Here is a 22,552-nt window from a genome sequence, read left to right as displayed (position 1 = left end):
ACTGGAAATGGCATATGATCAGAAACGTGTCGTCGACGCCATCCGCGCTTTCGAAGCCGGCGAAATCGTTGTCGTCACCGATGATGACGACCGCGAGAACGAAGGCGATCTGATCATTTCGGCGGTTCACTGCACGCCGGAAAAAATGGCGCTGATCGTGCGCCACACCTCCGGCATCGTCTGTGCGCCCATGCCGCGCGAGGAGGCCAAGCGGCTGAACCTCAACGCCATGGTGGCGGAAAACGACAGCGCCCACACGACGGCCTTTACCGTCAGCGTCGATTTCAAGCACGGCACCACCACCGGCATTTCCGCCGACGACCGCACCCTGACGGTGCGCAATCTCGCCAACCCCAATGTCGGCGCTTCCGACTTTACCCGCCCGGGCCATATCTTCCCGCTGATTTCCCGCGAGGGCGGCGTGTTGATGCGCTCCGGCCATACCGAAGCGGCGGTCGATCTCTGCCGGCTCGCCGGCCTGCCGCCCATCGGCGTCATCAGCGAGCTGGTGAATGACGACGGCAGCGTGATGCGTGGCCCGCAGGTCCTGGACTTCGCCGAAAAGCATGGCATGAAGCACGTTTCCGTCGCCGATCTCATCGCCTATCGCCAGCGCAAGGAAACGCTGGTGGAGATGGAATCCGCCTTCACCATCGACACGCCCTTCGGCCCGGCCAAGGCGCAGACCTATTCCCTGCCCTGGGATCCGATGCAGCATATGGCGGTGATTTTCGGCGACATCCGCGACGGTGTCGACATTCCCGTCCGCCTGCATCCGGAAAACGTCGCCGACGACGTGTTCGGCGACCGCCAGCCGGTGCGGCACTATATGCAGAAGATCGCCGAGGAAGGCCGCGGCGTCATCGTCTATCTGCGCGAGGGTTCCGTCGGCGTCGGCCAGGTGGCCGGGCGGCGCAAGGCGCGCGATCCCGACGAGGCGCATGCCCAGGCCCGTTCGCGCGAGAATGAATGGCTGGAAATCGGCCTCGGCGCGCAGATTCTCAAAGACCTCGGCATCAGCTCCATCAAGCTGATGACCACGCGCGAGCGGCATTATGTCGGGCTTGAAGGGTTCGGCATCAAGATTTCGGCGACGGATATCGGGTGATTTAAGGCACTGAAAGTGCCGTCACCCCGGACCCGATCCGGGGTCCAGCACGATCAAGTCCTTGATCGTGAGAGACTCTTTCGCCGCACAGACGTGCGGCGTCTGGATGCCGGGTCATCCTCGGACTTGTGCCGGGGACCGGCATGACGGAAGCAGAATTGGTGCGAATATGGCTCTAGTCCCGCCAGCCCTCCAGATAATTCACGCTCTCAACTCCGGTAAACTTCGCCAGCCTCACCAGTTCCGCGTCGAGCTTCTCCAGCCGTCCAGCCGAGGCGCGCACGCCCGGCTCCAGCCAGAGACGACGAACATCCAGCGTGCCGCCCTTGCGCTCCGCCTTCATGTCGATGCGGCCGATCAGCCGGTCTCCTTCCAGAAGCGGGAAGACATAATAGCCATATTGCCGTTTCGGCTCCGGCACGAAAACTTCGATGCGGTAATAGAAGCCGAATAGCCGCTCCGTGCGATTTCGGTCGCGCAGCAGCGGGTCGAATGGGCTCAAGACCCGGACGCGGGCGGAGGGTTCCGGTACCTCGCTCAGGTCGGCGGTGAAACCGGCAAAAGCAAAAGACGGACGGGCGGTGTCTCCGTCGCTTGCAAGAAGCGAGACCTCGCAGAGTTCATCGCGATGGCTTTTGACCCAGTCCCTCGCCTCCTGCGGGGTAACGAGGTCGAAAAAGGCGGCGATTTCGCCGTGGGTGGCAAAACCCAGCCGCTTCAGCGCCTGCCGGCAGGCCCAGTCGACAAATTCGGCATGTTCCACCTCGGTTTCGTGATGCTCGCCGGGAATGACCCGTTCGGCGAGATCATAGACCTTCTGGAAATTCACGCGTCCGGCAATCGCGAGCTTGCCGGTGTGCCAGAGATATTCGAGCGCGGTCTTGGACGGATGCCAGTTCCACCAGCCGCCGGACTGGTGCCCCTCCTCCTTCAGTTCCCGCGCCAGAACCGGTCCGCTTGCGGCAATGCGCTCCAGCGTTTCGCCGAAAGCCGCATCGAAGCCCTCGCCGTGCCACTTGCGCCAGCGCTCCTGAATGATCGGCTCACGGCGGCGGAAGCGATGTTTCCAATAGGGATAAAACTCCGTCGGCAGAATGGAGGCGTCATGCGTCCAGTGCTCGAACAGCGCCCGGTCCTTTTCCAAAAGCGTGGTCAGGTGGCCGCGCCTGTAGGTCTGGTTGCGGGAGAAGATGATCTGGTGGTGGGCGCGCTCCACCGTGCCGATGCTGTCCACCTGCACAAAACCGATATCGGTGATGAGCTGCAGCAGGTCGCTCTTGGAAAGCGCCTTGCCGGGCGGCGAGGAAAGCCCCTGCCGCGCCAGAAAAATCCGCCTTGCCGCTTCGTTCGAAACCTTGATCGTCATGGACGTGAAGGTAGAACGGCTTTTTTGCGATTGCAATGTTCTTTTTTTGTTCCTTGTTTCACTTCTGTTGATGACGGGGTATAGAACCGGAAAACGAGCGCGAGGATAGAAGCTTGGACATCCGTTTTGACGCCGCCGGTGTCGCTTTCGAGGGCCGGCAGGCCCTGCAGCCGCTGTCCCTGACATTGGCGGAACGGCGCATCGGCGTGATCGGCCTCAATGGTTCCGGCAAGACCACATTTGCGCGGCTGATCAACGGGCTGACCAAGCCGAGCGGGGGCAAGGTGACGGTCAACGGGCTCGATACCGTGACGGATGCGAAGGCAGTGTTGCAGACGGTGGGGTTCATCTTCCAGAATCCGCAGAACCAGATCATCCTGCCGATCGTGCGAGACGATGTCGCCTTCGGTCTCAAGCGGCTCGGTCTCGGCAAGGCGGAAACCGAAAGCCGGGTGAAGGCCATTCTCGCCCGGCTGGACATTTCCCATCTGGAGGACCGGCGCGCGCATGAGCTTTCCGGCGGGGAGCTGCAGCTTGCGGCGCTAGCCGCGCTTCTGGTCACCGAACCGCAGATCCTCATTCTCGACGAACCGACCAACCAGCTCGATCTCAAGAACCGGGCCATCGTGGAAAAGACCATGGCGGCGCTGTCGCAGGCGCTGATCGTCATTACCCATGACCTGCCACTGCTTCAGGGTTTCGACCGCGTGCTGGTTTTCCACGGCGGCGCGCTGATTGCCGATGCTGCGCCCGAAGAGGCGGTCGCGCGCTATCTGGAGGTGGCATCGCGATGAAATCGCTGCATGTCGAAGGCACGGGCTGGCTCTATCGCGTTTCGCCGCGCCTCAAGCTCGTGACGCTCATGGGCTTCAGCATCGCGCTGTTCCTCACCCGCGATCTGCCGGTTCTCGGATGCGCCGTGGTTCTCGCCGCCATCATCCTGCGCGAGACGCGGCTGTCCTTGCGGGAGTTCGGCCTGCGGCTGCGGCCAGCAATGCTGACCATCTTCCTCGTCGCCGCCTTCAGCTATCTGCTGCTTCCGGCCCAGGATGCCAGCGTCAATCTTTTGCGGCTGACGGCGCTGGCGCTGCTTGCCACCGCCGTCACCATCACCGTCAGCATTTCAGAGTTCATGGACGAGATCGCGCTTGCCGCGGCACCTCTGGAAAGGCTGGGGCTGGTCAAGGCCGCCGATATCGGGCTTGCCGTCGGGCTCGTCGTGCGCTTCGTGCCGGAGATCGTCAACCGTTACCATGCGGTGCGCGATGCGCATCGCGCCCGCGGTCTGCCGGTGCGGATGGCCACGATCATCGTGCCGCTTGTCATTATGACGTTGAAGGATGCCGATGCCATTGCCGACGCCATTGACGCGCGCGGTTTCAGAGGCCAAAGCTTGGCGCCAGACAACCATCCGGAGTTTTGAGCGCCATGACGACCCGCGACCTTGTGCTGATTTCGTTATTTTCCGCCATCATCATCGCACTCGGGCTTTTGCCGCCGATCACGCTCGGTTTCATTCCGGTGCCGATCACCGCGCAGTCGCTCGGCGTCATGCTGGCCGGCGTCGTGCTGGGGGCAAAGCGCGGCACGCTGGCCGTTCTGCTGACGATCCTGATCGCCGCCATCGGCCTGCCGGTGCTTTCGGGCGGACGCGGCGGCCTGTCGATCTTCACCACGCCGACGACCGGCTTCCTGATCGGCTGGATCGCGGCCGTCTTCGTGACCGGCTTCCTCTCGGAAAAATTCGTCCATCGCGGCCAGTCGGCCCTGGCGCAGGGTATCGGTTTCTTCGTCGCCAGCCTGATCGGCGGCGTGGTCGTGCTTTACGCTTTCGGCATCACCTATCTGGCCGTGGTCGTCGGGCTCGGTTTCGAAAAGGCCTTCATGGGTTCGCTCGCCTTCATTCCGGGCGATGCGCTGAAGGCCGTGCTTGCGGCGCTGGCCGGCCGCGCCGTGATGGCCGGTTATCCGCTTCTGCCGCAGCGCGCCTGAACACACTTTCTTCGGGAGGAAAAGAATGGCGACGCGTTTATACGAACATCCGATCTTCCTGGAGCATATCACGCCTTCCGGCCATCCCGAGCGGCCGGATCGCCTCAGGTCGCTGAACATCGCCCTTGAACATCCGAATTTCGAGCGGCTGAACCGCAAGCAGGCGCCGCAGGCCAATGAGGATGCGGTGCTTCTGGCGCATCCGGAAGAACATCTGCTTGCCGTCATGCGCCAGGTGCCCGAAGAGGACGGCGCGATCAACCGCATCGAGGCCGACACCTATGTTTCGCCAAAAAGCCTGCAGGCGGCGCTGACCGGCATCGGCGCTGCCATGGCGGCGGTGGACGACGTGTTTACCGGTGCCGCCGACAATGTCTTCGTCGCCGCCCGCCCGCCCGGCCATCATGCGGAAACCGCCAAGGCCATGGGTTTCTGTCTTTTCAACAATGTGGCGATTGCCGCCCGTCATGCGCAGAAGGCGCATGGGGCGGAACGCATCGCCATCATCGACTGGGACGTGCATCACGGCAACGGCACGCAGGATATCTTCTGGGACGACACCTCCGTGCTGTTCTGCTCCACCCACCAGATGCCACTTTACCCGTGGAGCGGCGACAAGAACGAAACCGGGGTGAAGAACAACGTCGTCAACGCCCCGCTTTCGCCTAATACCGGCAGCGAACATTTTCGCGAAGCCTTCAAATCGCGGGTCCTGCCGGCGATCGCCGATTTTTCGCCCGATCTCATCCTCATCTCCGCCGGTTTCGACGCGCATCACCGCGATCCGCTGGCGCAGATCAACCTGGTGGGCGAGGATTTCGACTGGGCGACGGGCCGGCTTCTGGAAATGGCCGACAAATACACATCGAACCGGGTCGTCAGCCTGCTGGAAGGCGGTTATGATCTGGAAGGGCTGGCGGAATCGGCAGCCATGCATATTTTGAGAATGATGAAGGGTTGAACATGACGGAAAATGCCAACACAGCCGATGTCAGCGGTTATTCTTTCGAAAAAGCCGTCGCCGAGCTGGAAAGCATTGTCGCACGTCTGGAACGCGGCGACGTGGCGCTGGACGAATCCATCGCCATCTACGAGCGCGGCGAAGCCCTGAAGAAGCATTGCGAAACCCTGCTGAACGCTGCCGAAAAGCGGATCGAGAAGATCCGCCTCGATCGTGCGGGCAAGCCTCAGGGCGTGGAGCCGCTGGACGGGGAGTGATTGGGCCACTCAACTCCTTCATTCCTGTGCCTGTCACAGGAATCCAGTCGACGCGCGTCTGCGCGGCGGAGAGAGTCCTTTCAGCCCAAAAACTTGGGCTGGCTGGATTCCTGTGACAAGCACAGGAATGAGGGAAGCGGTAGGTCAAGCCGCATTCAATTCGCCCCTCGCATGGGGTGACAACACACAAACACAGCGTTCGATATCCCGACACTCCCCCTCCCCATCCGTTATGCTAAACTCCGCCACTGACGATACGAGGAGCGAGCCATGTCCTTCTTTCCCGGTAACGATCCCGTCGCGGGTGATGCCTTTGCCTGCGATGCCATCGAAAACCTCATCATTCCCCGCACCAGCGATATTGGCGGCTTTGCGGTACGGCGCGCGCTTCCCACGCGGCAACGGCGGCTTGTCGGTCCCTTCATCTTTTTCGACCGTATGGGTCCGGCGATCCTGAAGGCGGGAGAAGCTCTGGACGTCAAGCCGCATCCGCATATCGGGCTTTCCACCGTCACCTATCTGTTCGACGGCGAAATCAAGCATCGCGACAGTCTCGGTACCGAACTCGTCATCCGCCCCGGCGACATCAACCTGATGACGGCCGGGCGCGGCATCGTGCATTCGGAGCGCACGCCGGAGAACCTGCGCGGCCATCCGCTATCCATGTCCGGCCTGCAAACCTGGCTTGCCCTGCCGGACCATATGGAAGAAATCGCCCCGGCCTTTGCCCATACGGCCAAGGAAGACATGCCGCTGATCGATATCAAGGGCGCGTCCGGCCGGGTGGTGATCGGTGAATTCGAAGGTCTCACTTCGCCCGTTTCGGCCTTTACCGATACGCTTTATGTCGATCTTTCGCTGGAGCCGGGGGTAAAATTTCCCTTCTCCGCCGATCATGAGGAGCGGGCGATCTATATCCTGTCCGGTTCGCTGGATGTCGCGGGCGATATTTTTGCCGCCGACCAGCTGCTCGTCTTCCGGCCGGGCGACGACATCACGCTACAGGCCGGCAGCAATGGCTGTCACATCATGATCTTCGGCGGGGCGGCGCTCAATCAGCGCCGTTACATCTGGTGGAACTTCGTTTCGTCATCAAAAGAACGCATAGAACAGGCCAAACAGGAGTGGAGAACAGGACGCTTCGACATCGTCCCCGGCGACGAAGAAGAGTTTGTCCCTTTGCCGGAGGGTTGAAATTCGATAGAAGTGTACGACATGCAGGGCTGACCCGCCGGCTTTCGCGATAGAGGGCACCCTGCGGACCACCAGAAAAGGCCGAACGATTGACCGGAATGCCACAGACACCCTTGCTCGACCGGGTAAATTTCCCCTCCGATCTCAAGGAGATCGATGATCGCGACCTGCCGGAACTGGCGCGGGAACTGCGCGACGAGATGATCGACGCGGTGTCGAAGACCGGCGGCCATCTGGGCGCCGGTCTTGGCGTGGTGGAATTGACGATTGCCATTCACAAGGTCTTCAACACGCCCGAAGACCGGCTGATCTTCGATGTCGGCCACCAATGTTATCCGCACAAGATCCTGACTGGAAGACGTGACCGCATCCGCACGCTGCGCCAGGAAAACGGGCTTTCCGGTTTCACCCGCCGCGCCGAAAGCGACTATGACGATTTCGGCGCCGGCCATTCCTCCACCTCGATTTCCGCCGGTCTCGGCATGGCGGTGGCGGCGGGGCTGGACGGCAGCGACCGCAAGGTGATCGCCGTGATCGGCGACGGCTCGATGTCGGCCGGCATGGCGTTTGAGGCATTGAACAACGCCGGCGCGCTCGATGCGCGGCTGATCGTCATCCTCAACGACAACGACATGTCGATTGCGCCGCCCACGGGCGCGATGAGCGCCTATCTGGCGCGCCTTGCCTCCGGCCGCACCTATATGGGCTTCCGCGATTTCGGCAAGAAACTGACGGCCTATCTCGGCAAGACCATCGACCGCGCCATTACCCGCGCCGTGACCCACGCGCGCGGTTACGTGACCGGCGGCACGCTGTTCGAGGAGCTTGGCTTCTATCACATCGGCCCGATCGACGGTCATTCCTTCGATCACCTCCTGCCGGTGCTGCGCAATGTGCGCGACAACCAGAAAGGCCCCGTCCTCATCCATGTGGTGACGCAGAAGGGCAAGGGTTACGCGCCGGCGGAAGCCGCAGCCGACAAATATCACGGCGTCAACAAGTTCGACGTCATCACCGGCGCACAGGCAAAAGCCAAGCCGAATGCGCCGAGCTATACCAGCGTGTTTGCCGAGGCGCTGATTCAGGAAGCGACGCTCGACGACAAGATCATCGGTGTGACGGCCGCCATGCCGAACGGCACCGGCCTCGACAAAATGGCCGAGCTTTTCCCCGCCCGCACCTTCGATGTCGGCATTGCCGAGCAGCATGCCGTCACCTTTGCGGCCGGGCTTGCAGCCGACGGTTACAAGCCGTTCTGCGCGCTATATTCCACCTTCCTGCAACGCGGTTACGACCAGCTGGTGCATGATGTGGCGATCCAGAGCCTGCCGGTGCGTTTCCCCATCGACCGCGCCGGTTTTGTCGGCGCGGACGGACCGACCCATGCCGGCTCCTTCGACACGACGTTCCTTGCTACCCTGCCAGGCATGGTGGTGATGGCGGCCGCCGACGAGGCGGAGCTGAAACATATGGTCCGCACGGCGGCGGCTTACGATGAAGGCCCGATTTCCTTCCGTTATCCGCGCGGCGAAGGCGTTGGCGTCGAGATGCCCGCGCGTGGCGAGATTTTGCAGATCGGCAAAGGCCGCATCATCAAGGAAGGCACCAAGGTTGCACTCCTCTCCTTCGGCACCCGGTTGGCGGAATGCCTTGCGGCCGCCGAAGACCTTGAAGCGGCCGGACTTTCCACCACGGTTGCCGATGCGCGCTTCGCCAAGCCGCTCGATCTCGACCTCATCCGCCAGCTGGCCAGCCATCACGAGGTGCTGGTGACCATCGAGGAAGGCTCCGTCGGCGGCTTCGGCGCGCATGTGCTGCATTTCATGGCCAGCGCCGGATTGCTCGACCATGGCCCGAAGGTCAGGACAATCACGCTGCCCGATCTGTGGGTGGAGCAGGCAAAACCCGAGACCATGTATGCCAATGCCGGACTTGACCGTGCCGGCATCGTTTCCACCGTGTTCAATGCCCTTGGCCAGCGTCAGGCCGGCGTCGGTTTCGCCGGCTGACAGCATTTGCCGGGCGGGAGACGGGATTGTTTCGCCTCCGTCTCCACCTCCGCCTCAGGCCGCAGCGCCATCGAGAAAACCGACGACATTGTCGATCCGACCGTCGGCATCGCGGCTGACGACATCGGTGCCGCCCGCAACATCGTCTCCTTCGGGTGAAATGAGACGCCATGAGAAACGGGTGAAGTTGCCGTGGCCGTCCGGCGTGCCGGCAAGAACGAAGCGATATCCCGGAAATTTCTGCCGCGCCGCCTCGATCATCGCGGCAATCCCCTGCTGTCCTTCGCTTTGCATCAGCGGATCGATATAGCGAGTATTTTCTGCCCATGCCTGGCTGACGAGATGCCTGCGGCGGTCTGCATCTTCCTCGTTCCAGGCGGCGAGATAGGTTTGGGCGATTGCGAGATGTTGCGTCATGATTGCGCTCCTTCTGGTTGACGGCCCAAACATGGCGGGGATCGATAAGCGAAACAATTACCTCAGAGGTAATCGCATTGCCGCTATGTTCTGCTAGTCTGCAGGGCATGACACATCATCGAGAACATGTCGGCCAGGTATTGAAGGAATGGCGTGCCCGTCGCAGGCTGAGCCAGCTCGATCTGGCCTTTGAAGCGGAGATATCCGCACGCCATCTGAGTTTCGTGGAAAGCGGGCGATCATCGCCCAGCCGCGACATGCTGGTCAGGCTGGCGGAGCAGCTTTCCATGCCCGCCCGCGCCGCCAACCGGCTGATGCTGGCGGCGGGCTATGCGCCGGTCCATTCCGAACGCCCGCTGGATGCGCCCGACATGGCGGCGGCCCGCCAGGCCGTCGAAACCGTGGTCGAGGGCCACATGCCCTTCCCCGCCCTTGCCGTCGACCGGCACTGGAACGTCATTCTCGCCAATGATGCGATCACCTCGCTTCTGGCCGGCGTGTCCGGGGACCTGCTGCATCCGCCGCTCAATGCGTTGCGGCTGAGCCTGCATCCGCAGGGTTTGAGTTCCCGCATCGTCAACCTTGCCGAATGGCGCCATCACCTGCTGGAGCGCCTGCACCGTCAGGTCGAGGAAACGGGAGACGAGGTGCTTTGCCGCCTGCATGCCGAGCTTTCGGCCTATCCCGCGCCGAAGGCTTCGCCCCGTGCCGCCGGAGCCGATCCGCTGGCCATACCATTGCAACTGCGCGATCCGGCATCGGGCGCCGTTCTGAGCTTCATTTCCACCACCACGGTTTTCGGAACCGCAACGGATGTCACATTGTCCGAACTGGTGCTGGAATGTTTCTACCCCGCCGATGCGGCGACGCGCGCCGCCCTGATGCCAGGCACAAAGGAGTAAGACCCGTGCACACCACCTATCTCATCGGTTTTCAGGTTCGCGCCGGACAACGTGAGCGCTTTCTTGATCTGCTGAATGCGCTTCTCGATACCATGCGGCACGAAAGCACCTTCGTGAACGCCACCCTGCATCAGGACGGCGAAAACGAGAACCGCTTCCTGCTGCACGAGACCTGGAGCGACCATCAGGATGTGATCGACGTCCAGATTCACCGGCCCTATCGCCAGGCATGGCACGATGCCATGCCCGAGCTTCTGGAAGCTCCACGGGACATCTCCGTCTGGCATCCCATGCGGGCCGATCACGCCTGATCAGGCGAGAGGCTGGCTCCCGTCGAAAATCTCGACCGCGTCTAAACGAGCGAATGCCCCGCATCTGCCAGAAGATGGGATGCTTTTTCGATATCTTTCGACTTCACCAGCAGGTGGTCTCCGTCAAATGTCGAGACCACAAATATTCCTATTTCATGGCTCGATAAGGGCTGGATCACGGACAGGACGATACCCGTCTCATCAAAGGCAAAAGGCCCCTGAAACTTGAAACAGGCCCAACCGGCATCGACCTGCACATCCTGCGGAATACGGTCCTGTCGGCAAACGACAGAAAGTTCGTCATCGCTCCGGCTGATGCTGACGAACCCGCCGCCATCGGCCCATGCCGGAATGGCGGCATCCGCATGAAGCCGCGCCACGCCATAGACCCCTTCCAATAGTTTTAACGTTACGCGCGCTGCCATTCAGTCGTTACCTTTCCAAAAATGCGGTGACCTCTGGTCAAAGCCGAATGGCCGTTTCCTCTTTCGCCGTCTTGATGACGACCATGGTGAAGAAGCGTGCGACATTGTACTGGTCACGGAACAGACGGTCGCACAGGGTGTCGAATTCCTCCATGTCGCGCAAGCGCAACATCAGCACGACATCGGTTGCGCCGGTGACGGCATAGGCGTGCGAAACCGCCTCCTCGGCAACGGCAATATCGAGAAAGCGGCGCATATGCTGCTCGCCATGCAGTTTCAGCTCCACCGTCACCAGGGCCTTGATCACACGCCCGGCCTTCGCCGGATTGAGGATCGCCACGATGCGGTCGATCATCCCCGATTTGCGCAGCCGCTGCAGGCGGCGCAGGCAGCTGGAGGGAGACAGCCCCACCTCGTCGGCCATATCCACATTGGTGCGCGAGGCATCGCCCTGCAAGAGGTTGAGAAGTTTCCGGTCGATCCGATCCATGCCGGCAGCATATCGCGCAAAGACGGATTTGCAATAAAATTGCATAAAGATGCAATCTTTGACCGCAAATGCGAATGGGTTGGGCCTAGTGGATAGGGACAAATTTCGAGGAGCCTCACATGCCCATTTTCACGACCGTCCGGCAAAAGACCCGGGAAACGCTTGATATCTACTGGGTGCTGGCACGGGTCACCGTTCCGATCGCGATCCTGACCGAGCTATTGTCGAGAATGGGGGCGATCGAGGCTGTGGCGCCGGCCTTCGCGCCTGTCATGAACCTCGTCGGGCTGCCGCCGGAACTCGGTCTCGCCTGGCTGACGGCGATGCTGGTCGGCATATGGGGCGCCGTCCCGCTCATCTTCACGCTTGTCCCCGCCTCTTCGCTGAGCGGCGCGGATATCACGGTCTTTTCGGCGCTCATCCTCTTCGCGCATGGCCTGCCCATCGAACAGAAGATCATCGAGAAGGCGGGACCCGGCATGCTCGTCACCACGGCGCTGCGCATTGGCGGCGGATTGCTCTACGCCTTTCTGCTGCACCGGCTTCTGGCGGTAACGGGGTGGCTGTCGGCCCCGGTAAACCCCGCCTGGATCGCCATGGGCGCCACACCGGAATGGACAGACTATTTTCTGGGTCTCGGCGAAACCATGGTGTGGATGTTTGTCATCCTTCTCGTCCTGTCTCTCGGTCTCGAAATCCTCAGGCTGACAGGCCTGCTGGCACTGCTGATGAAAGCGCTTTCGCCGCTGCTGCGCCTTGCCGGCATTCGCGGCGAGGCCGAACATCTGACCGCAATCGGACTGTTCCTCGGTATTTCCTATGGCGCGGGTTTTCTGATCCGCGAAGCACAATCGGGGACGATCTCGCCGCGTCAGGTGTTTCTGTCCTGCGTGTTCATGGGGTTTGCCCATAGCGTGATCGAAGACACCCTCGTCGTGATGTCGCTGGGCGCCGATATTTACGGCGTTCTGGCCGGGCGGCTGGTTTTCGCCATTGCCGCAACCGCCATTATCGCCGCCCTGCTTCACCGTCTGTCCGATGAGGTGTTCTTTCAGCGGATGTTCCGGCTTCAGGGCACCTAAGCGGCGCTCCCCACCTGAAACGGCCGATGCAAAAGGGGGCCTTTCGGCCCCCGATCCATCTGTTCAATTGGAAAATCCGGCTCAGAACTCCGTCCAGTCCTGATCCTTCGCGGCGGGTGCTTCCGAAGCGCCGCCGAAGGCGCGGGCGAGGCTCTGGCCCAGTGCCCTGGCCGGTGAAGCAACCGGCCTTGCGGTGCCGGACGCCGACTTCACGGGTGCCGCCCTTTTTGCCGGCGCTGCCGGCGCGGACTGGAAGGCAGGTCTGGCCGAAGACTGGCGCGGGGCCGCATAACCGCCGGCACCGGCAACGGCAGCGCGGGCGCCGCCCATCCTGAACTGGCCAAGCAGGCTGTTCAGCGCTTCCGCCTCACGGGCGAGCGAATGGCTGGCAGCGGTCTGCTGTTCCACCATGGCGGCATTCTGCTGCGTGCCCTGGTCCATGGTGTTCACGGCCGTGTTGATTTCCTGCAGGCCGGTCGCCTGTTCGCGTGACGCGACAACGATGGCGCTGACATGGGCGTTGATCTCTTCGACTTCCGCCACGATGAGTTCCAGCGCCTTGCCGGTCTCGTCAACCAGGTTGACGCCGTTTTCCACCTGCTGGCTGGAAGCGCCGATCAGCGTCTTGATTTCCTTGGCGGCATTGGCGGAACGCTGGGCCAGTTCGCGGACTTCCTGTGCGACCACCGCAAAGCCCTTGCCGGCATCGCCGGCGCGGGCGGCTTCCACGCCGGCGTTCAGCGCCAGCAGGTTGGTCTGGAAGGCGATATCGTCGATGACACCGATGATATTGCCGATTTCACCCGAGGATTTCTCGATCTCGCGCATGGCGGCAACCGCCCGGCGGACGACGACACCGGACTTCTCCGCACCGGCGCGGGCGCGCTGGACCAGGTTGCCGGCATCTTCCGCGCCGCGGGCGCTGTCACGCACGGTGGTGGTGACCTCTTCCAGGGCTGCGGCGGTTTCCTCGATGGACGCCGCCTGCTGTTCGGTGCGGCGCGACAGGTCGTCGGCGGCGGACAGCATTTCCGAAGCGCCGGCATTGATGGCGGCCGCATTTTCTCCGACCGTCCTAAGGGCCTGCTGCAGCTTTTCGACGGCGCTGTTGAAATCGATACGGATCGGGTCGATGTACGAAGCGAAAGGCGTTTCGATCCGGTAGGCGAGATCGCCATCCGCAAGGGCGGCAAGGCCCTTGCCAAGCTCTTCCCGTGCAAAGGCATTGGCGGCTTCGTCCTTGGCCTTTTCTTCCTCGTTGCGGCGGCGTTCGGTTTCGGTGGCGGAACGCATGCGCTCGGTCTCGCCGGCAAGGCGGGATTTTTCCAGCCCGGCTTCCTTGAAGACCAGAACAGCCTTCGCCATCTTGCCGACTTCGTCGCCGCGATCCGTGGCGGGCACTTCCGTCGTCAGATCGCCATCGGCGAGCCGGCTCATTGCCGCCGTCATGCCGACGATCGGCGTGACGATCGAGCGCGACAGCGCCCAGATGAGGGCAACGGCCAGAAGACCGGCAACGGCGCCGCCACCCAGAAGCGCGTATTTGAGGTTCAGCGCCGCCGCCTGCTGCTGGGCCGCATAAGCGGTGGACAGGCCGTTCAGCTGTTCCTTGATCTTGGCGGCGGAGGCGCGGAAGCCGTCGAGCTGACCCTTGGCCTGATTGCGGCCGATCTCGATGATTTCGGAAATCGGCGCTTCCGTCGTCTTGCGGGCGGCGATCTGCGGTTCCGCCAGTTCCTTGAAGAACACGGTGGCGGATTTCTGCATGTCATCGATGGAGTTGAGGATATCCGGCTGACCGGCGGCCAGCACGCGGGCTTCGTCGAGCTTCTTCAGCATCAGCTCGCGCTGGGCGAAAACGTCATTATAGGTGCTGTCGCTGCGAAACAGCAGGAAGCCGCGCTGGTTGACGGCCTGTTCCAGCATGGCGGCCGTCGCACCATCCACCGCCTGGATGATATCCTTGGTCCGGTTGTTGTCGATCGTGACGCGCTCGCTTCCCAGCGTCTGCCAGAAAACGACCGCAGAGGCGAGCAGACACACGCTCATCAAGGCACAGAAGGTGGCTATGAGCTTCAGGTTGATGGGGAGGTTTTTCAGCGACATCGCAAACTCTCTCGGCGACCCGATGCCTCGAAGCCAGCGTCTGCGCTGCAACGGTCGCAATTTTGTGGATTGGAGGAGATGCCGTCATGGCAGGTTCCGGTGGCCGCACGGGCCTTGTGCACAAAGTGCAATACAAGCCTTTATATTGGATTAATCGAACATTCTGACTTTGCGGTGCAATACGACCCTGCCCGGCGGCAACGGCATTCCAGGCCATTTCAGCGATAAATCGCTTGCATCGGCGGGGTTTGGCGGTCATTGACACGGGACCATGTCCAAACCATCTGAAAATGAACGGCTTGACCAGCTTCTTGTGTCGCTCGGCCACTTTGCCAGCCGCTCGCGTGCGCGCGACGCGATTGCGCGCGGCACCGTGAGCGTCAACGGCAAGATCGTCACCAAACCGAGCCAGAGCGTCGCCGGCAATGCGGAAATCGCCATCAGCGACCCGGCGCAGGCCTATGTATCGCGCGCCGCGCTGAAGCTCGTGGCCGCGCTCGATCATTTCCGGCTCGACCCTTTGGGCCATGACTGCCTCGACGTCGGCGCTTCCACCGGCGGTTTTACCGAGGTGCTGCTGGAGCGCGGTGCAAAACATGTCACCGCCATCGATGTCGGGCACGGGCAGATGCATGCAAGGATCGAGAACGATCCGCGGGTGACCAATCTGGAAGGGCTGAATGCCCGTTTCCTGACGGCGGAGGATATCGATGACCGGGCGATCGGCTTCATCGTCTCCGACGTGTCCTTCATTTCGCTGAAGCTTGCGCTTGCGCCGGCGCTCGAGCTTGCGGAAGCAGGCGCGCTGGCGGTTCTACTGGTGAAGCCGCAATTCGAGGCGGGGCGCGACGCCATCAGCAAGGCCGGGCTGTTGAAAGAGCCGGAAACGGCGCCTGCCGTGGCCGCCGAGCTGGAACGCTGGCTGACGCAGGACATGGGCTGGAAAAGCCTCGGCCTCATTCCATCGCCGATTTCCGGCGGCGACGGCAATATCGAATTTCTTCTCGGAGGCGAAAAGCCATGAGCACACAGACCGTCACCATCAAGAGCCTCGGCGCGCAGGGCGATGGCATCGCGCACTGTCCCGACGGCCCGGTCTATGTGCCCTTCGCGCTGCCCGGCGAGACGGTGGCCATCGCCAAAGTGAAGGACCACGGCACGGTCATGTCGATTGCGGAAGCTTCGGCGGACCGCCGCGAACCCGTCTGTCGTCACTTCGGCCCTGAAGGCGTCAACGGCACCTGCGGCGGCTGTTCGCTGCAACATCTGGCCGACCAGCCCTACCACGCCTTCAAGCGGGAGCTGGTGGTTTCAGCGCTGAAATCGAAGGGCCTGACGCCGCCGGTCGACGATCTCCTCCTCTGTCGCCCCGGCGAGCGCCGCCGCGCGGTATTCGCCGCTCGCAGGACGGAAAAGGGCCTGCTGCTTGGTTTCAGCCAGGCGAACAGCCATCACATCGTCGCCATCGAGGAATGTCCCGTCACCTCGCCCGGCATCGTCTCGCGGCTCGATGCCATCCGCGCCATCGGCCTTTCGATGGTGGCGAATGCCGAGCCGTTCCGCATTACCGTTCTCGAAACGCTCTCGGGTCTCGATATTTCCGTCGAGGGCATCAAGTCGGTCAGCGACAGGCAGCGGCGGACGCTGACGGAAACGGTGCTGGCCATGCGCGGCATCGCCCGCGTCTCGCTGTCGGGTGAAATCCTGATCGAACCGCAAAAACCGATCATCGACTTTGGCGGTGTCCCGGTTTCTCCGCCGGCCGGCAGTTTCACGCAGGCCACCAAACAGGCGGAAGACGCCATGGCCGAGCTGGTGCTTGCCCATGTCGGCAAGTCCAAGCGCATTGCCGATCTTTTCTGCGGTTCCGGCACGTTCGCGCTGCGGCTCGCGCGCATCGGCAAGGTGCATGCGGTGGAAGCGGAAGACAAGCCGCTGAAGGCGCTGGATTTCGCCGCCCGCAATACGCAGGGCCTGAAGCCGGTCAGCGTCGAAAAGCGCGATCTTTTCCGCCGGCCGCTGATGGTCAGCGAACTGAAGAATTACGACGCCGTGGTGTTCGACCCGCCGCGCGCCGGTGCGGAATTCCAGTGCAAGGAACTGGCCCGCAGCACGGTGAAAAAAATCGTTGCGGTGAGCTGCAATCCGCTGACGCTTGCGCGCGATCTCGCCCTTCTCACGGAAGGCGGATATCGCGTCATTCGCGTCACGCCGGTCGACCAGTTCCTGTGGTCGCCGCATGTGGAAGCGGTGGCGGTGCTGGAGAAATAATCACCAGGCCGTATCGACCGTGCCGTTGCCGACCACGCCCGAGCAGCGGCAGGCGCCGCCCACACGGCCGCGCTCCAGCGGGCAGATATAGGGCCGGCGGCGATTGGCGCTCTCCGGAGGGGTGATGACGCAAACGAAACGGGCGCGGCGCTGGCGGTCGCGATTGTTGCCGGAATAGTAGTCCTGACCGTCATCATAAGACTGCGCCAGAATGATATCGTTGCCGGACACCACCGGCGTCGGCGTAATCGCTGCCGCTTCGCCAAGGGCTGCGCCGGAGAGGAAAACGGACAGGGCGAAAACGACGTGACGCATGCGGAGGCCTTCGGACAGAGTGTCGCGATCCATCTTTGCGGGACCGGCTGGATCGACCATACATAATCCGCATGCACAAGCACAGCGATCTTGCTCGACATCGCCGCACGCCGGCAAGCAATTCCTCGTTTTCTGCAGGCCTCAGCGGCGCATGAACGCCTCAAAGGCAGCCCGCGCTTCCGCACTTTGCAGCTGCGCGGTGAAATGGCGGGCTTCCTCATCGATGCGGGCGAGAACATCCTGAGGGTGGCCGCGAACCAGATCGCGGGCAATCTTCAGCGCCTGCTGCGGTTTGGCGGCAAGGCGGGTGGCAAGCGCCAGCGTTTCGCTTTCGACATGCTCGGGCGCAACGGCTTTCCAGATCAGGCCGGCCTGCACCGCCTGCTCGGCGGAGAACCCCTCGCCCATGGCAAGCAGCGCAAAGGCGCGCTGGTGGCCGATCAATTTTGGCGCAAGCAGGCTGGAGGCCGCTTCCGGCACCAGCGCCAGATCCACAAAGGGCGTCTTGAACAGGCTGCGATGGGAAGCGACCGTGAGATCGCAATGGAGATGCAGCGTCGTGCCGATGCCGATGGCGAGACCGTCGACGCCGGAGACAAGCGGTTTTTCGAAGGTCGTCAGCACCTTCAGGAAATCGAGCACGGCCAGCTTGCCCCTGCCGCCGGACATGGCGAAGGCGAGGAAATCGGCCATGTCGTTGCCGGCTGAAAAGCAGCCTTCCGTTCCGAGAAAGGCGACCACGCGAATCTCCGGGTCGGTATTGGCGGCCTGCAGCGCCTGCGCCATGCGCAGATACATGGCATCGGTGATGGCGTTTTTCTTTTCCGGCCGGTTGAAGCGGATGGTCAAGACGTCCGGCGCATGGCCGACCCGCTCGACGAGAATGTGATCGTCCGACATCTGAACCTCCTCAAGCCAACATGGTGCGGGCGGCGGCAAGGCTTGCCGCGCCTGTCACGACGCGATCCTTCAGCGCCGCCGTTTCCGCCAGCAGGTTTTCCGCCGCGAAACGGCAAAGTGCTGCGCGATGTCCGCCCCTGCCGTCATCGACGGAGGCCAATGCGCCCTTGGCGAGATAGGCGCCGGTGAGCGCCAGACCGAAGAGGCGCTGATAGGGCGTGGCGCCCGCGAGCGCCGTTTCGGTTTCGCCTGCCTTGATACGGTCCAGCAGCCAGCCGGTCGCCGTTTCCAGATCGGCGAGGCTGGCTTCCAGATAACGGGCGGTTTCGCCGAGATCGTCGCGGTTCGAAGCGGCTGTCCGGCCAGCAATCTCACGCAGTTCGGCGATGAAACCGCGCACCTGCGCGCCCTCGGAAAGCGGCAGCTTGCGCAGCACCAGGTCGATGGCCTGAATGCCGTTGGTGCCTTCATAGATCGGCGCGATACGGGCATCGCGCAGATAACGCGCCGCACCGGTTTCCTCGATGAAGCCCATGCCGCCATGCACCTGAATGCCCATGGAGGCGACATCCACACCGGCATCGGTGGAGAAGGACTTGGCGATCGGCGTCAAAAGGGCAGCGCGCTCCTGCCAGTGAGCGCGCTGGGAGGCGTCTTCGGTCGCATGCGCCATGTCGATGGCATGGGCGCAGCTGAAGGAAATCGCCCGCGATGCTTGCGTCAGCGCCTTCATCGTCAGCAGCGTTCTGGCGATATCCGGGTGCTCGATGATCGGGCTCATGCCGGAACCCTGCCAGCCGGGCGCCTTGCCCTGCGTGCGTTCTTTCGCGTATTCGATCGCCTTCTGGGTCGCCGCTTCGCAGATCGCCACGCCCTGCATGCCAACGGCAAGGCGGGCATTGTTCATCATGGTGAACATGCAGGCGAGACCCTTGTTCTCCTCGCCGACCAGCCAGCCGAGAGCGCCCTTTTCGTCGCCGAATTTGCCGTCGCCGAAGATCATGGTGCAGGTGGGGGAGCCGTGAATGCCGAGCTTGTGTTCCAGCGAGTGGCAGAACAGATCGTTGCGGCTGCCCGGCGCGCCGCTGTCATCGGGCAGGAATTTCGGGACGAGGAACAGCGAGATGCCGCGCGTGCCCGCCGGCGCATCCGGCAGGCGGGCGAGAACGAGGTGGATGATATTGTCCGCCGCGTCGTGTTCGCCCCAGGTGATGAAAATCTTCTGGCCGAAGATGCGATAGGTGCCGTCACCATTGCGCTCCGCCCGGGTCTTCAGGACACCAAGGTCCGAACCCGCATGCGGTTCTGTGAGGTTCATGGTGCCGGTCCATTCGCCGGAGACGAGTTTCGGCAGATAGGTGCGCTTCAACGCATCGCTGCCGTGGGCGACAATGGCTTCCACCGCGCCCATGGTCAGCGTCGGCGCCAGCGCAAAGGCCATGGAGCCGGAATTCCACATTTCGAGTGCGGCGACATTCAGCATATGCGGCAGGTTCTGGCCGCCGAACTCTTCCGGCGCAGTGAGGCTGTTCCAGCCCGCTTCCGCCCAGCGGCGATAAAGATCGGCCCAGCCATCCGGCGTCGTGACCTTGCCGTCGGCAAGCTTCGCGCCCTGGCGGTCGCCGATATCGGCGAGCGGCGCGACCTGTTCGGTGGCGAAACGGCCGGCTTCCTGCAGAATGGCGTCCACCAGATCTTCACCGAGATCGCCCAGCACACCCTTTGACAGCGCGTCTTCAAGACCCGCCACATGTTTGAGTGTAAAGGCGATATCATCCACCGGCGCGCTATACATGCTGCCTCCTCCCGAAGCTCTGGCATCTTGCTACTGCCTTCGGGCTAAATGATTTTTACGTAAACGTCAATTTGAAAATTCCCGCCATTTCGGCGGGATTGTTATAAAACTGTCATATGAATTTGCTCAGCATGCGCTGAAAGGCGCCTCGCCGCCGCCGCTCCCACAGCGGGAACGAAGGACGCCTCCCTCCTCCCATCCAGCCGGTCAGGACTGCCACGATGGATCTCGTAACACCCGTTATTCCCGGCCTTGTCTGGGCCTATCAATTCCACCCCGGCACCGCCCCATGCCGCCGGCTTGCGCCCGATGCCGGTTTTCACGAAATGGCGGAGTGCGAAGGCTTCTTCTGGCTGCACCTCAACCTCGCCGATCAGCGCGTCGCGGGTTTTCTCGAAACCATCGACGGGCTCGATCCGGCGGCGCGCGCAAGCCTCACTACTCATGAGACACATCCGTCCATCGTGGTCGACGAAAAATCACTCTATGGCACGCTGGTGGATTTCCAGCGGGAATTCGACAAGGAAACGCGCGATTTCGGCTGGCTGCATTTTGCGGTCAGCGACCGTTTCATCATCACCACCCGCCTGCAGCCGCTGCATTCGGTGGACCGGCTGAGGGCGGCGGTCGACAAGAATTCCAACCGCTATCTCACGCCATCCCATGTGTTCGAGGGGCTGGTGGCGGAATTCCAGCGTTCGCTCATCAATCTGGTGATGGAGACGACGGAGGAGCTGAACGCCATCGAAGACATGGTCTATGACAGCGAGACCCGCGACGAGCGGCGGCGGCTTGCCCCGCTGCGCCGCACGGTGGTTCGCCTGCACCGGCACCTGCGCACCGTGCTGACCCTGATGCGGCGGGCCTCCGCCGTCGACGAGGACGAAATGCCGGACGGTTTCGAGGATGTCGCCTCCCGCCTGATGGGCCGTCTGGAGGCTGTCGATCACGATGTCTACGCCCTGCAGGAGCGTGCGAGGCTGCTGCATGAGGAAATCGATTCCAAACTCTCGTCCGAAACCAACCGTCACCTCTATATCCTGTCGCTGATGACGGCCTTCCTGCTGCCGCCGTCGCTGGTAACCGGCTTTTTCGGCATGAATACGGACGAGCTGCCGTTCACCGTCGGTACGGGCGGCACGCTGTCGGCCGGCGTCTTTATCGTGATTTCGGTCGTGCTTGCCTGGTTCGTGCTGAAGCGGGCACGGATCCTGTAACAAAAAGCCGCCCGGTAATGACCGGACGGCTCTGTCAATGTCAGCCGGGCAATCTATCAGCTGTAAGGCGAATAGCAGGGCTGGCGCGGGCCGTGGTACGGCTGGAACGTGTTGCTATAGGCATCGTAGGAACGATAGCGGCCATAGCACCAGTTCACATGCGCCTGGCTCAGACCGCCGCGGGGGACAGGGCGATATTCGCGATAGACCGGGCGCGGACGATATTCCGGAACCGGACGGTAGACTTCACGCGGCTGCGACAGGGCACCGCCGATGATCGCACCCGTCGCAAAGGCTGCGAGCGGGAACCAGTAACCGTCATGGTGGCGATAACCCGGGCGGTAATCGCGATAACCGCGATGGCCGCGATACCAGCCACGGCGGTCGCCCCAGCCGTCGCGGTCACGCCAATATTGCACGTTGACGATATTCTTGCCGGCATCATTGCCCGCGGTCTCGACGCTCTTCGGCGCCAGCGGCAGGGGCATTGCCGCTTCCGCCGGAACAATCGCTCCTGCAACCACGATTGCAGAAAGACCGACAGCCAGGATATTCTTCACATAGCTTTTCATCTGACTTCCTCCATTCACGACGGTCGACAGGCCGTTCTCCGTGAATTCTTCGTTTTTCTCTCTACGCCGCCTGCGGTGAGGCAGCTTACCTTTGCAGCCTAGGGACGTGTGGCTGAACCCACGATTAACGGAGCGATCACGCTTCGTTTATCAAAAACCATGCGTTTCCCGCAGAAAACAGGCCGGGAACACAAAAGCCCGGATTGAACCGGGCTTCTGCATTTATGCAATTAGCGGCTGTAGGGCGATACGCATATGCGGCGCGGACCGCTGTTCGGCTGATAGGTGTTGTCGTAAGCGCGATACGAGCGCCAACGGTTCTGGCACCAAGAGACGTGGCTGCCGCCATAGGCCGGGCGCGGCTGCTGCACGGCGCCGCCAATGATCGCACCGGCCGCAAAGGCTGCCAGCGGGAACCAGTAACCATTGTGGTAACGGTAACCGGGGCGGCGGTCGCGATAGCCGCGATGACCATTATACCAGCCGTCACGCGGCGGGCGCGGACGGTACATGCGGTCACCGTGGCGGTATCTGCGGTCCCATTCACGGTACTGAACCGGCACGACGTTATCGGTCGAAACCGCCGGCTTCGGCATCGGAACAGGCACCTGGAACGCCTGAGACGGCGTAAAGCTTGTGAGGAACACGACGATCGCTGTAGCGACGCTCGTTGTCCGGAAATTCATCATGATCTTCCTCCATTTGCTTCAGCGCGTTGACCGCGCTTTTCACCCACTCGCTCTTGTCGGAGATCAAGGGTCAGCCCCCGTTTCTATGCCCGAAAAGAATTCGATGACGTGCAAACGAGTTTAGGGAAATTTGGTTCCATGACAACCATCCGGTGAAAGAAGGGGCGTATAAA

General features: G+C 62.2%; 25 protein-coding genes. 14 read left to right on the top strand and 11 right to left on the bottom strand.

Translation table 11 applies throughout. From position 1 onward, the window contains the following. Positions 1 to 7 precede the first annotated feature (7 nt). Positions 8 to 1,108 (top strand): 3,4-dihydroxy-2-butanone-4-phosphate synthase, encoded by a 1,101-nt coding sequence (gene ribB, locus ACI2KA_RS07670; RefSeq protein WP_404500743.1) that lies wholly within the window; start codon positions 8 to 10, stop codon positions 1,106 to 1,108. Positions 1,109 to 1,283: 175 nt separating this feature from the next. On the opposite strand, the gene ACI2KA_RS07665 is transcribed toward ribB, so the two are convergent. Beyond that, complete coding sequence (locus ACI2KA_RS07665) at positions 1,284 to 2,474, bottom strand: winged helix-turn-helix domain-containing protein (RefSeq protein ID WP_404501200.1); 1,191 nt, start codon at positions 2,472 to 2,474, stop codon at positions 1,284 to 1,286. A 113-nt stretch (positions 2,475 to 2,587) separates the two neighbouring features. On the opposite strand from ACI2KA_RS07665, the gene ACI2KA_RS07660 reads away from it, so the two are divergent. From ACI2KA_RS07660 to dxs, 7 genes are all read left to right on the top strand, one after another. Next, positions 2,588 to 3,268 (top strand): energy-coupling factor ABC transporter ATP-binding protein, encoded by a 681-nt coding sequence (locus ACI2KA_RS07660; RefSeq protein WP_404500741.1) that lies wholly within the window; start codon positions 2,588 to 2,590, stop codon positions 3,266 to 3,268. Further along, complete coding sequence (locus ACI2KA_RS07655; protein WP_404500739.1) at positions 3,265 to 3,897, top strand: energy-coupling factor transporter transmembrane component T family protein; 633 nt, start codon at positions 3,265 to 3,267, stop codon at positions 3,895 to 3,897. Before ACI2KA_RS07660 ends, ACI2KA_RS07655 begins: the two co-directional genes overlap by 4 nt. Before the next feature lie 5 nt (positions 3,898 to 3,902). After that, positions 3,903 to 4,466, top strand: coding sequence for a biotin transporter BioY (locus tag ACI2KA_RS07650; RefSeq protein ID WP_400819944.1), 564 nt, complete (start codon positions 3,903 to 3,905; stop codon positions 4,464 to 4,466). 25 nt (positions 4,467 to 4,491) lie between these two features. Beyond that, positions 4,492 to 5,427, top strand: coding sequence for a histone deacetylase family protein (locus ACI2KA_RS07645; protein WP_404500737.1), 936 nt, complete (start codon positions 4,492 to 4,494; stop codon positions 5,425 to 5,427). A 2-nt stretch (positions 5,428 to 5,429) separates the two neighbouring features. Further along, entirely contained in the window at positions 5,430 to 5,684 is a 255-nt protein-coding gene (locus ACI2KA_RS07640; RefSeq protein WP_003503059.1) for an exodeoxyribonuclease VII small subunit, read from the top strand. A gap of 270 nt (positions 5,685 to 5,954) precedes the next feature. After that, complete coding sequence (locus ACI2KA_RS07635) at positions 5,955 to 6,878, top strand: pirin family protein (RefSeq protein WP_006309798.1); 924 nt, start codon at positions 5,955 to 5,957, stop codon at positions 6,876 to 6,878. 89 nt (positions 6,879 to 6,967) lie between these two features. Next, positions 6,968 to 8,887, top strand: coding sequence for a 1-deoxy-D-xylulose-5-phosphate synthase (gene dxs / locus ACI2KA_RS07630; protein WP_404500734.1), 1,920 nt, complete (start codon positions 6,968 to 6,970; stop codon positions 8,885 to 8,887). A gap of 54 nt (positions 8,888 to 8,941) precedes the next feature. Here dxs and ACI2KA_RS07625 read toward each other — a convergent pair whose 3' ends face one another. Beyond that, on the bottom strand, positions 8,942 to 9,304 hold the full coding sequence (locus ACI2KA_RS07625; RefSeq protein WP_404500732.1) for a nuclear transport factor 2 family protein: 363 nt from the start codon (positions 9,302 to 9,304) through the stop codon (positions 8,942 to 8,944). 107 nt (positions 9,305 to 9,411) lie between these two features. Between ACI2KA_RS07625 and ACI2KA_RS07620 the strand changes: the two genes are divergently transcribed. Beyond that, entirely contained in the window at positions 9,412 to 10,206 is a 795-nt protein-coding gene (locus ACI2KA_RS07620; RefSeq protein ID WP_404500730.1) for a helix-turn-helix domain-containing protein, read from the top strand. Positions 10,207 to 10,211: 5 nt separating this feature from the next. Continuing rightward, the gene (locus tag ACI2KA_RS07615) at positions 10,212 to 10,517 is read left to right on the top strand and encodes a putative quinol monooxygenase (protein WP_404500728.1); all 306 of its coding nucleotides are present in this window, start codon (positions 10,212 to 10,214) and stop codon (positions 10,515 to 10,517) included. A gap of 41 nt (positions 10,518 to 10,558) precedes the next feature. Here the strand turns inward: ACI2KA_RS07615 and ACI2KA_RS07610 are convergent, their stop codons facing one another. Both ACI2KA_RS07610 and ACI2KA_RS07605 read right to left on the bottom strand, forming a co-directional pair. Beyond that, the gene (locus ACI2KA_RS07610) at positions 10,559 to 10,942 is read right to left on the bottom strand and encodes an ACT domain-containing protein (protein ID WP_404500726.1); all 384 of its coding nucleotides are present in this window, start codon (positions 10,940 to 10,942) and stop codon (positions 10,559 to 10,561) included. 37 nt (positions 10,943 to 10,979) lie between these two features. Continuing rightward, entirely contained in the window at positions 10,980 to 11,432 is a 453-nt protein-coding gene (locus ACI2KA_RS07605; RefSeq protein WP_404500724.1) for an Lrp/AsnC family transcriptional regulator, read from the bottom strand. 119 nt (positions 11,433 to 11,551) lie between these two features. Between ACI2KA_RS07605 and ACI2KA_RS07600 the strand changes: the two genes are divergently transcribed. Next, a complete protein-coding gene (locus ACI2KA_RS07600) occupies positions 11,552 to 12,514 on the top strand; it encodes a nucleoside recognition domain-containing protein (protein ID WP_404500722.1) in 963 nt (320 codons plus the stop codon). An 81-nt stretch (positions 12,515 to 12,595) separates the two neighbouring features. Here ACI2KA_RS07600 and ACI2KA_RS07595 read toward each other — a convergent pair whose 3' ends face one another. Beyond that, the gene (locus ACI2KA_RS07595; protein ID WP_404500720.1) at positions 12,596 to 14,620 is read right to left on the bottom strand and encodes a methyl-accepting chemotaxis protein; all 2,025 of its coding nucleotides are present in this window, start codon (positions 14,618 to 14,620) and stop codon (positions 12,596 to 12,598) included. A 271-nt stretch (positions 14,621 to 14,891) separates the two neighbouring features. On the opposite strand from ACI2KA_RS07595, the gene ACI2KA_RS07590 reads away from it, so the two are divergent. Both ACI2KA_RS07590 and ACI2KA_RS07585 read left to right on the top strand, forming a co-directional pair. Next, a complete protein-coding gene (locus ACI2KA_RS07590; protein WP_404500718.1) occupies positions 14,892 to 15,644 on the top strand; it encodes a TlyA family RNA methyltransferase in 753 nt (250 codons plus the stop codon). After that, complete coding sequence (locus ACI2KA_RS07585; RefSeq protein ID WP_404500716.1) at positions 15,641 to 16,891, top strand: class I SAM-dependent RNA methyltransferase; 1,251 nt, start codon at positions 15,641 to 15,643, stop codon at positions 16,889 to 16,891. Before ACI2KA_RS07590 ends, ACI2KA_RS07585 begins: the two co-directional genes overlap by 4 nt. On the opposite strand, the gene ACI2KA_RS07580 is transcribed toward ACI2KA_RS07585, so the two are convergent. The 3 genes from ACI2KA_RS07580 to ACI2KA_RS07570 form a co-directional block, all read right to left on the bottom strand. Further along, entirely contained in the window at positions 16,892 to 17,206 is a 315-nt protein-coding gene (locus tag ACI2KA_RS07580; protein WP_404500714.1) for a hypothetical protein, read from the bottom strand. A 141-nt stretch (positions 17,207 to 17,347) separates the two neighbouring features. Further along, the gene (locus ACI2KA_RS07575; protein ID WP_404500712.1) at positions 17,348 to 18,106 is read right to left on the bottom strand and encodes a crotonase/enoyl-CoA hydratase family protein; all 759 of its coding nucleotides are present in this window, start codon (positions 18,104 to 18,106) and stop codon (positions 17,348 to 17,350) included. A gap of 10 nt (positions 18,107 to 18,116) precedes the next feature. After that, positions 18,117 to 19,901, bottom strand: coding sequence for an acyl-CoA dehydrogenase (locus ACI2KA_RS07570; protein WP_404500710.1), 1,785 nt, complete (start codon positions 19,899 to 19,901; stop codon positions 18,117 to 18,119). A 221-nt stretch (positions 19,902 to 20,122) separates the two neighbouring features. On the opposite strand from ACI2KA_RS07570, the gene ACI2KA_RS07565 reads away from it, so the two are divergent. Next, positions 20,123 to 21,118, top strand: coding sequence for a transporter (locus ACI2KA_RS07565; protein WP_404500708.1), 996 nt, complete (start codon positions 20,123 to 20,125; stop codon positions 21,116 to 21,118). Between the two features lie 56 nt (positions 21,119 to 21,174). On the opposite strand, the gene ACI2KA_RS07560 is transcribed toward ACI2KA_RS07565, so the two are convergent. From ACI2KA_RS07560 to ACI2KA_RS07550, 3 genes are all read right to left on the bottom strand, one after another. Beyond that, complete coding sequence (locus ACI2KA_RS07560; RefSeq protein WP_404500706.1) at positions 21,175 to 21,690, bottom strand: BA14K family protein; 516 nt, start codon at positions 21,688 to 21,690, stop codon at positions 21,175 to 21,177. Between the two features lie 230 nt (positions 21,691 to 21,920). Next, positions 21,921 to 22,337, bottom strand: a complete 417-nt coding sequence (locus ACI2KA_RS07555) for a BA14K family protein (protein ID WP_404501198.1) — start codon at positions 22,335 to 22,337, stop codon at positions 21,921 to 21,923. Continuing rightward, entirely contained in the window at positions 22,258 to 22,446 is a 189-nt protein-coding gene (locus ACI2KA_RS07550) for a hypothetical protein (protein WP_404501225.1), read from the bottom strand. The genes ACI2KA_RS07555 and ACI2KA_RS07550 overlap by 80 nt, the downstream gene beginning before the upstream one ends. Positions 22,447 to 22,552 lie beyond the last annotated feature (106 nt).

The organism is Agrobacterium sp. NPDC089420 (genome assembly GCF_044900305.1).
GTDB lineage: Bacteria > Pseudomonadota > Alphaproteobacteria > Rhizobiales > Rhizobiaceae > Agrobacterium.
Note: the sequence above shows the minus strand (reverse complement) of the source record. Positions and strands in the feature narration are given on the sequence as shown.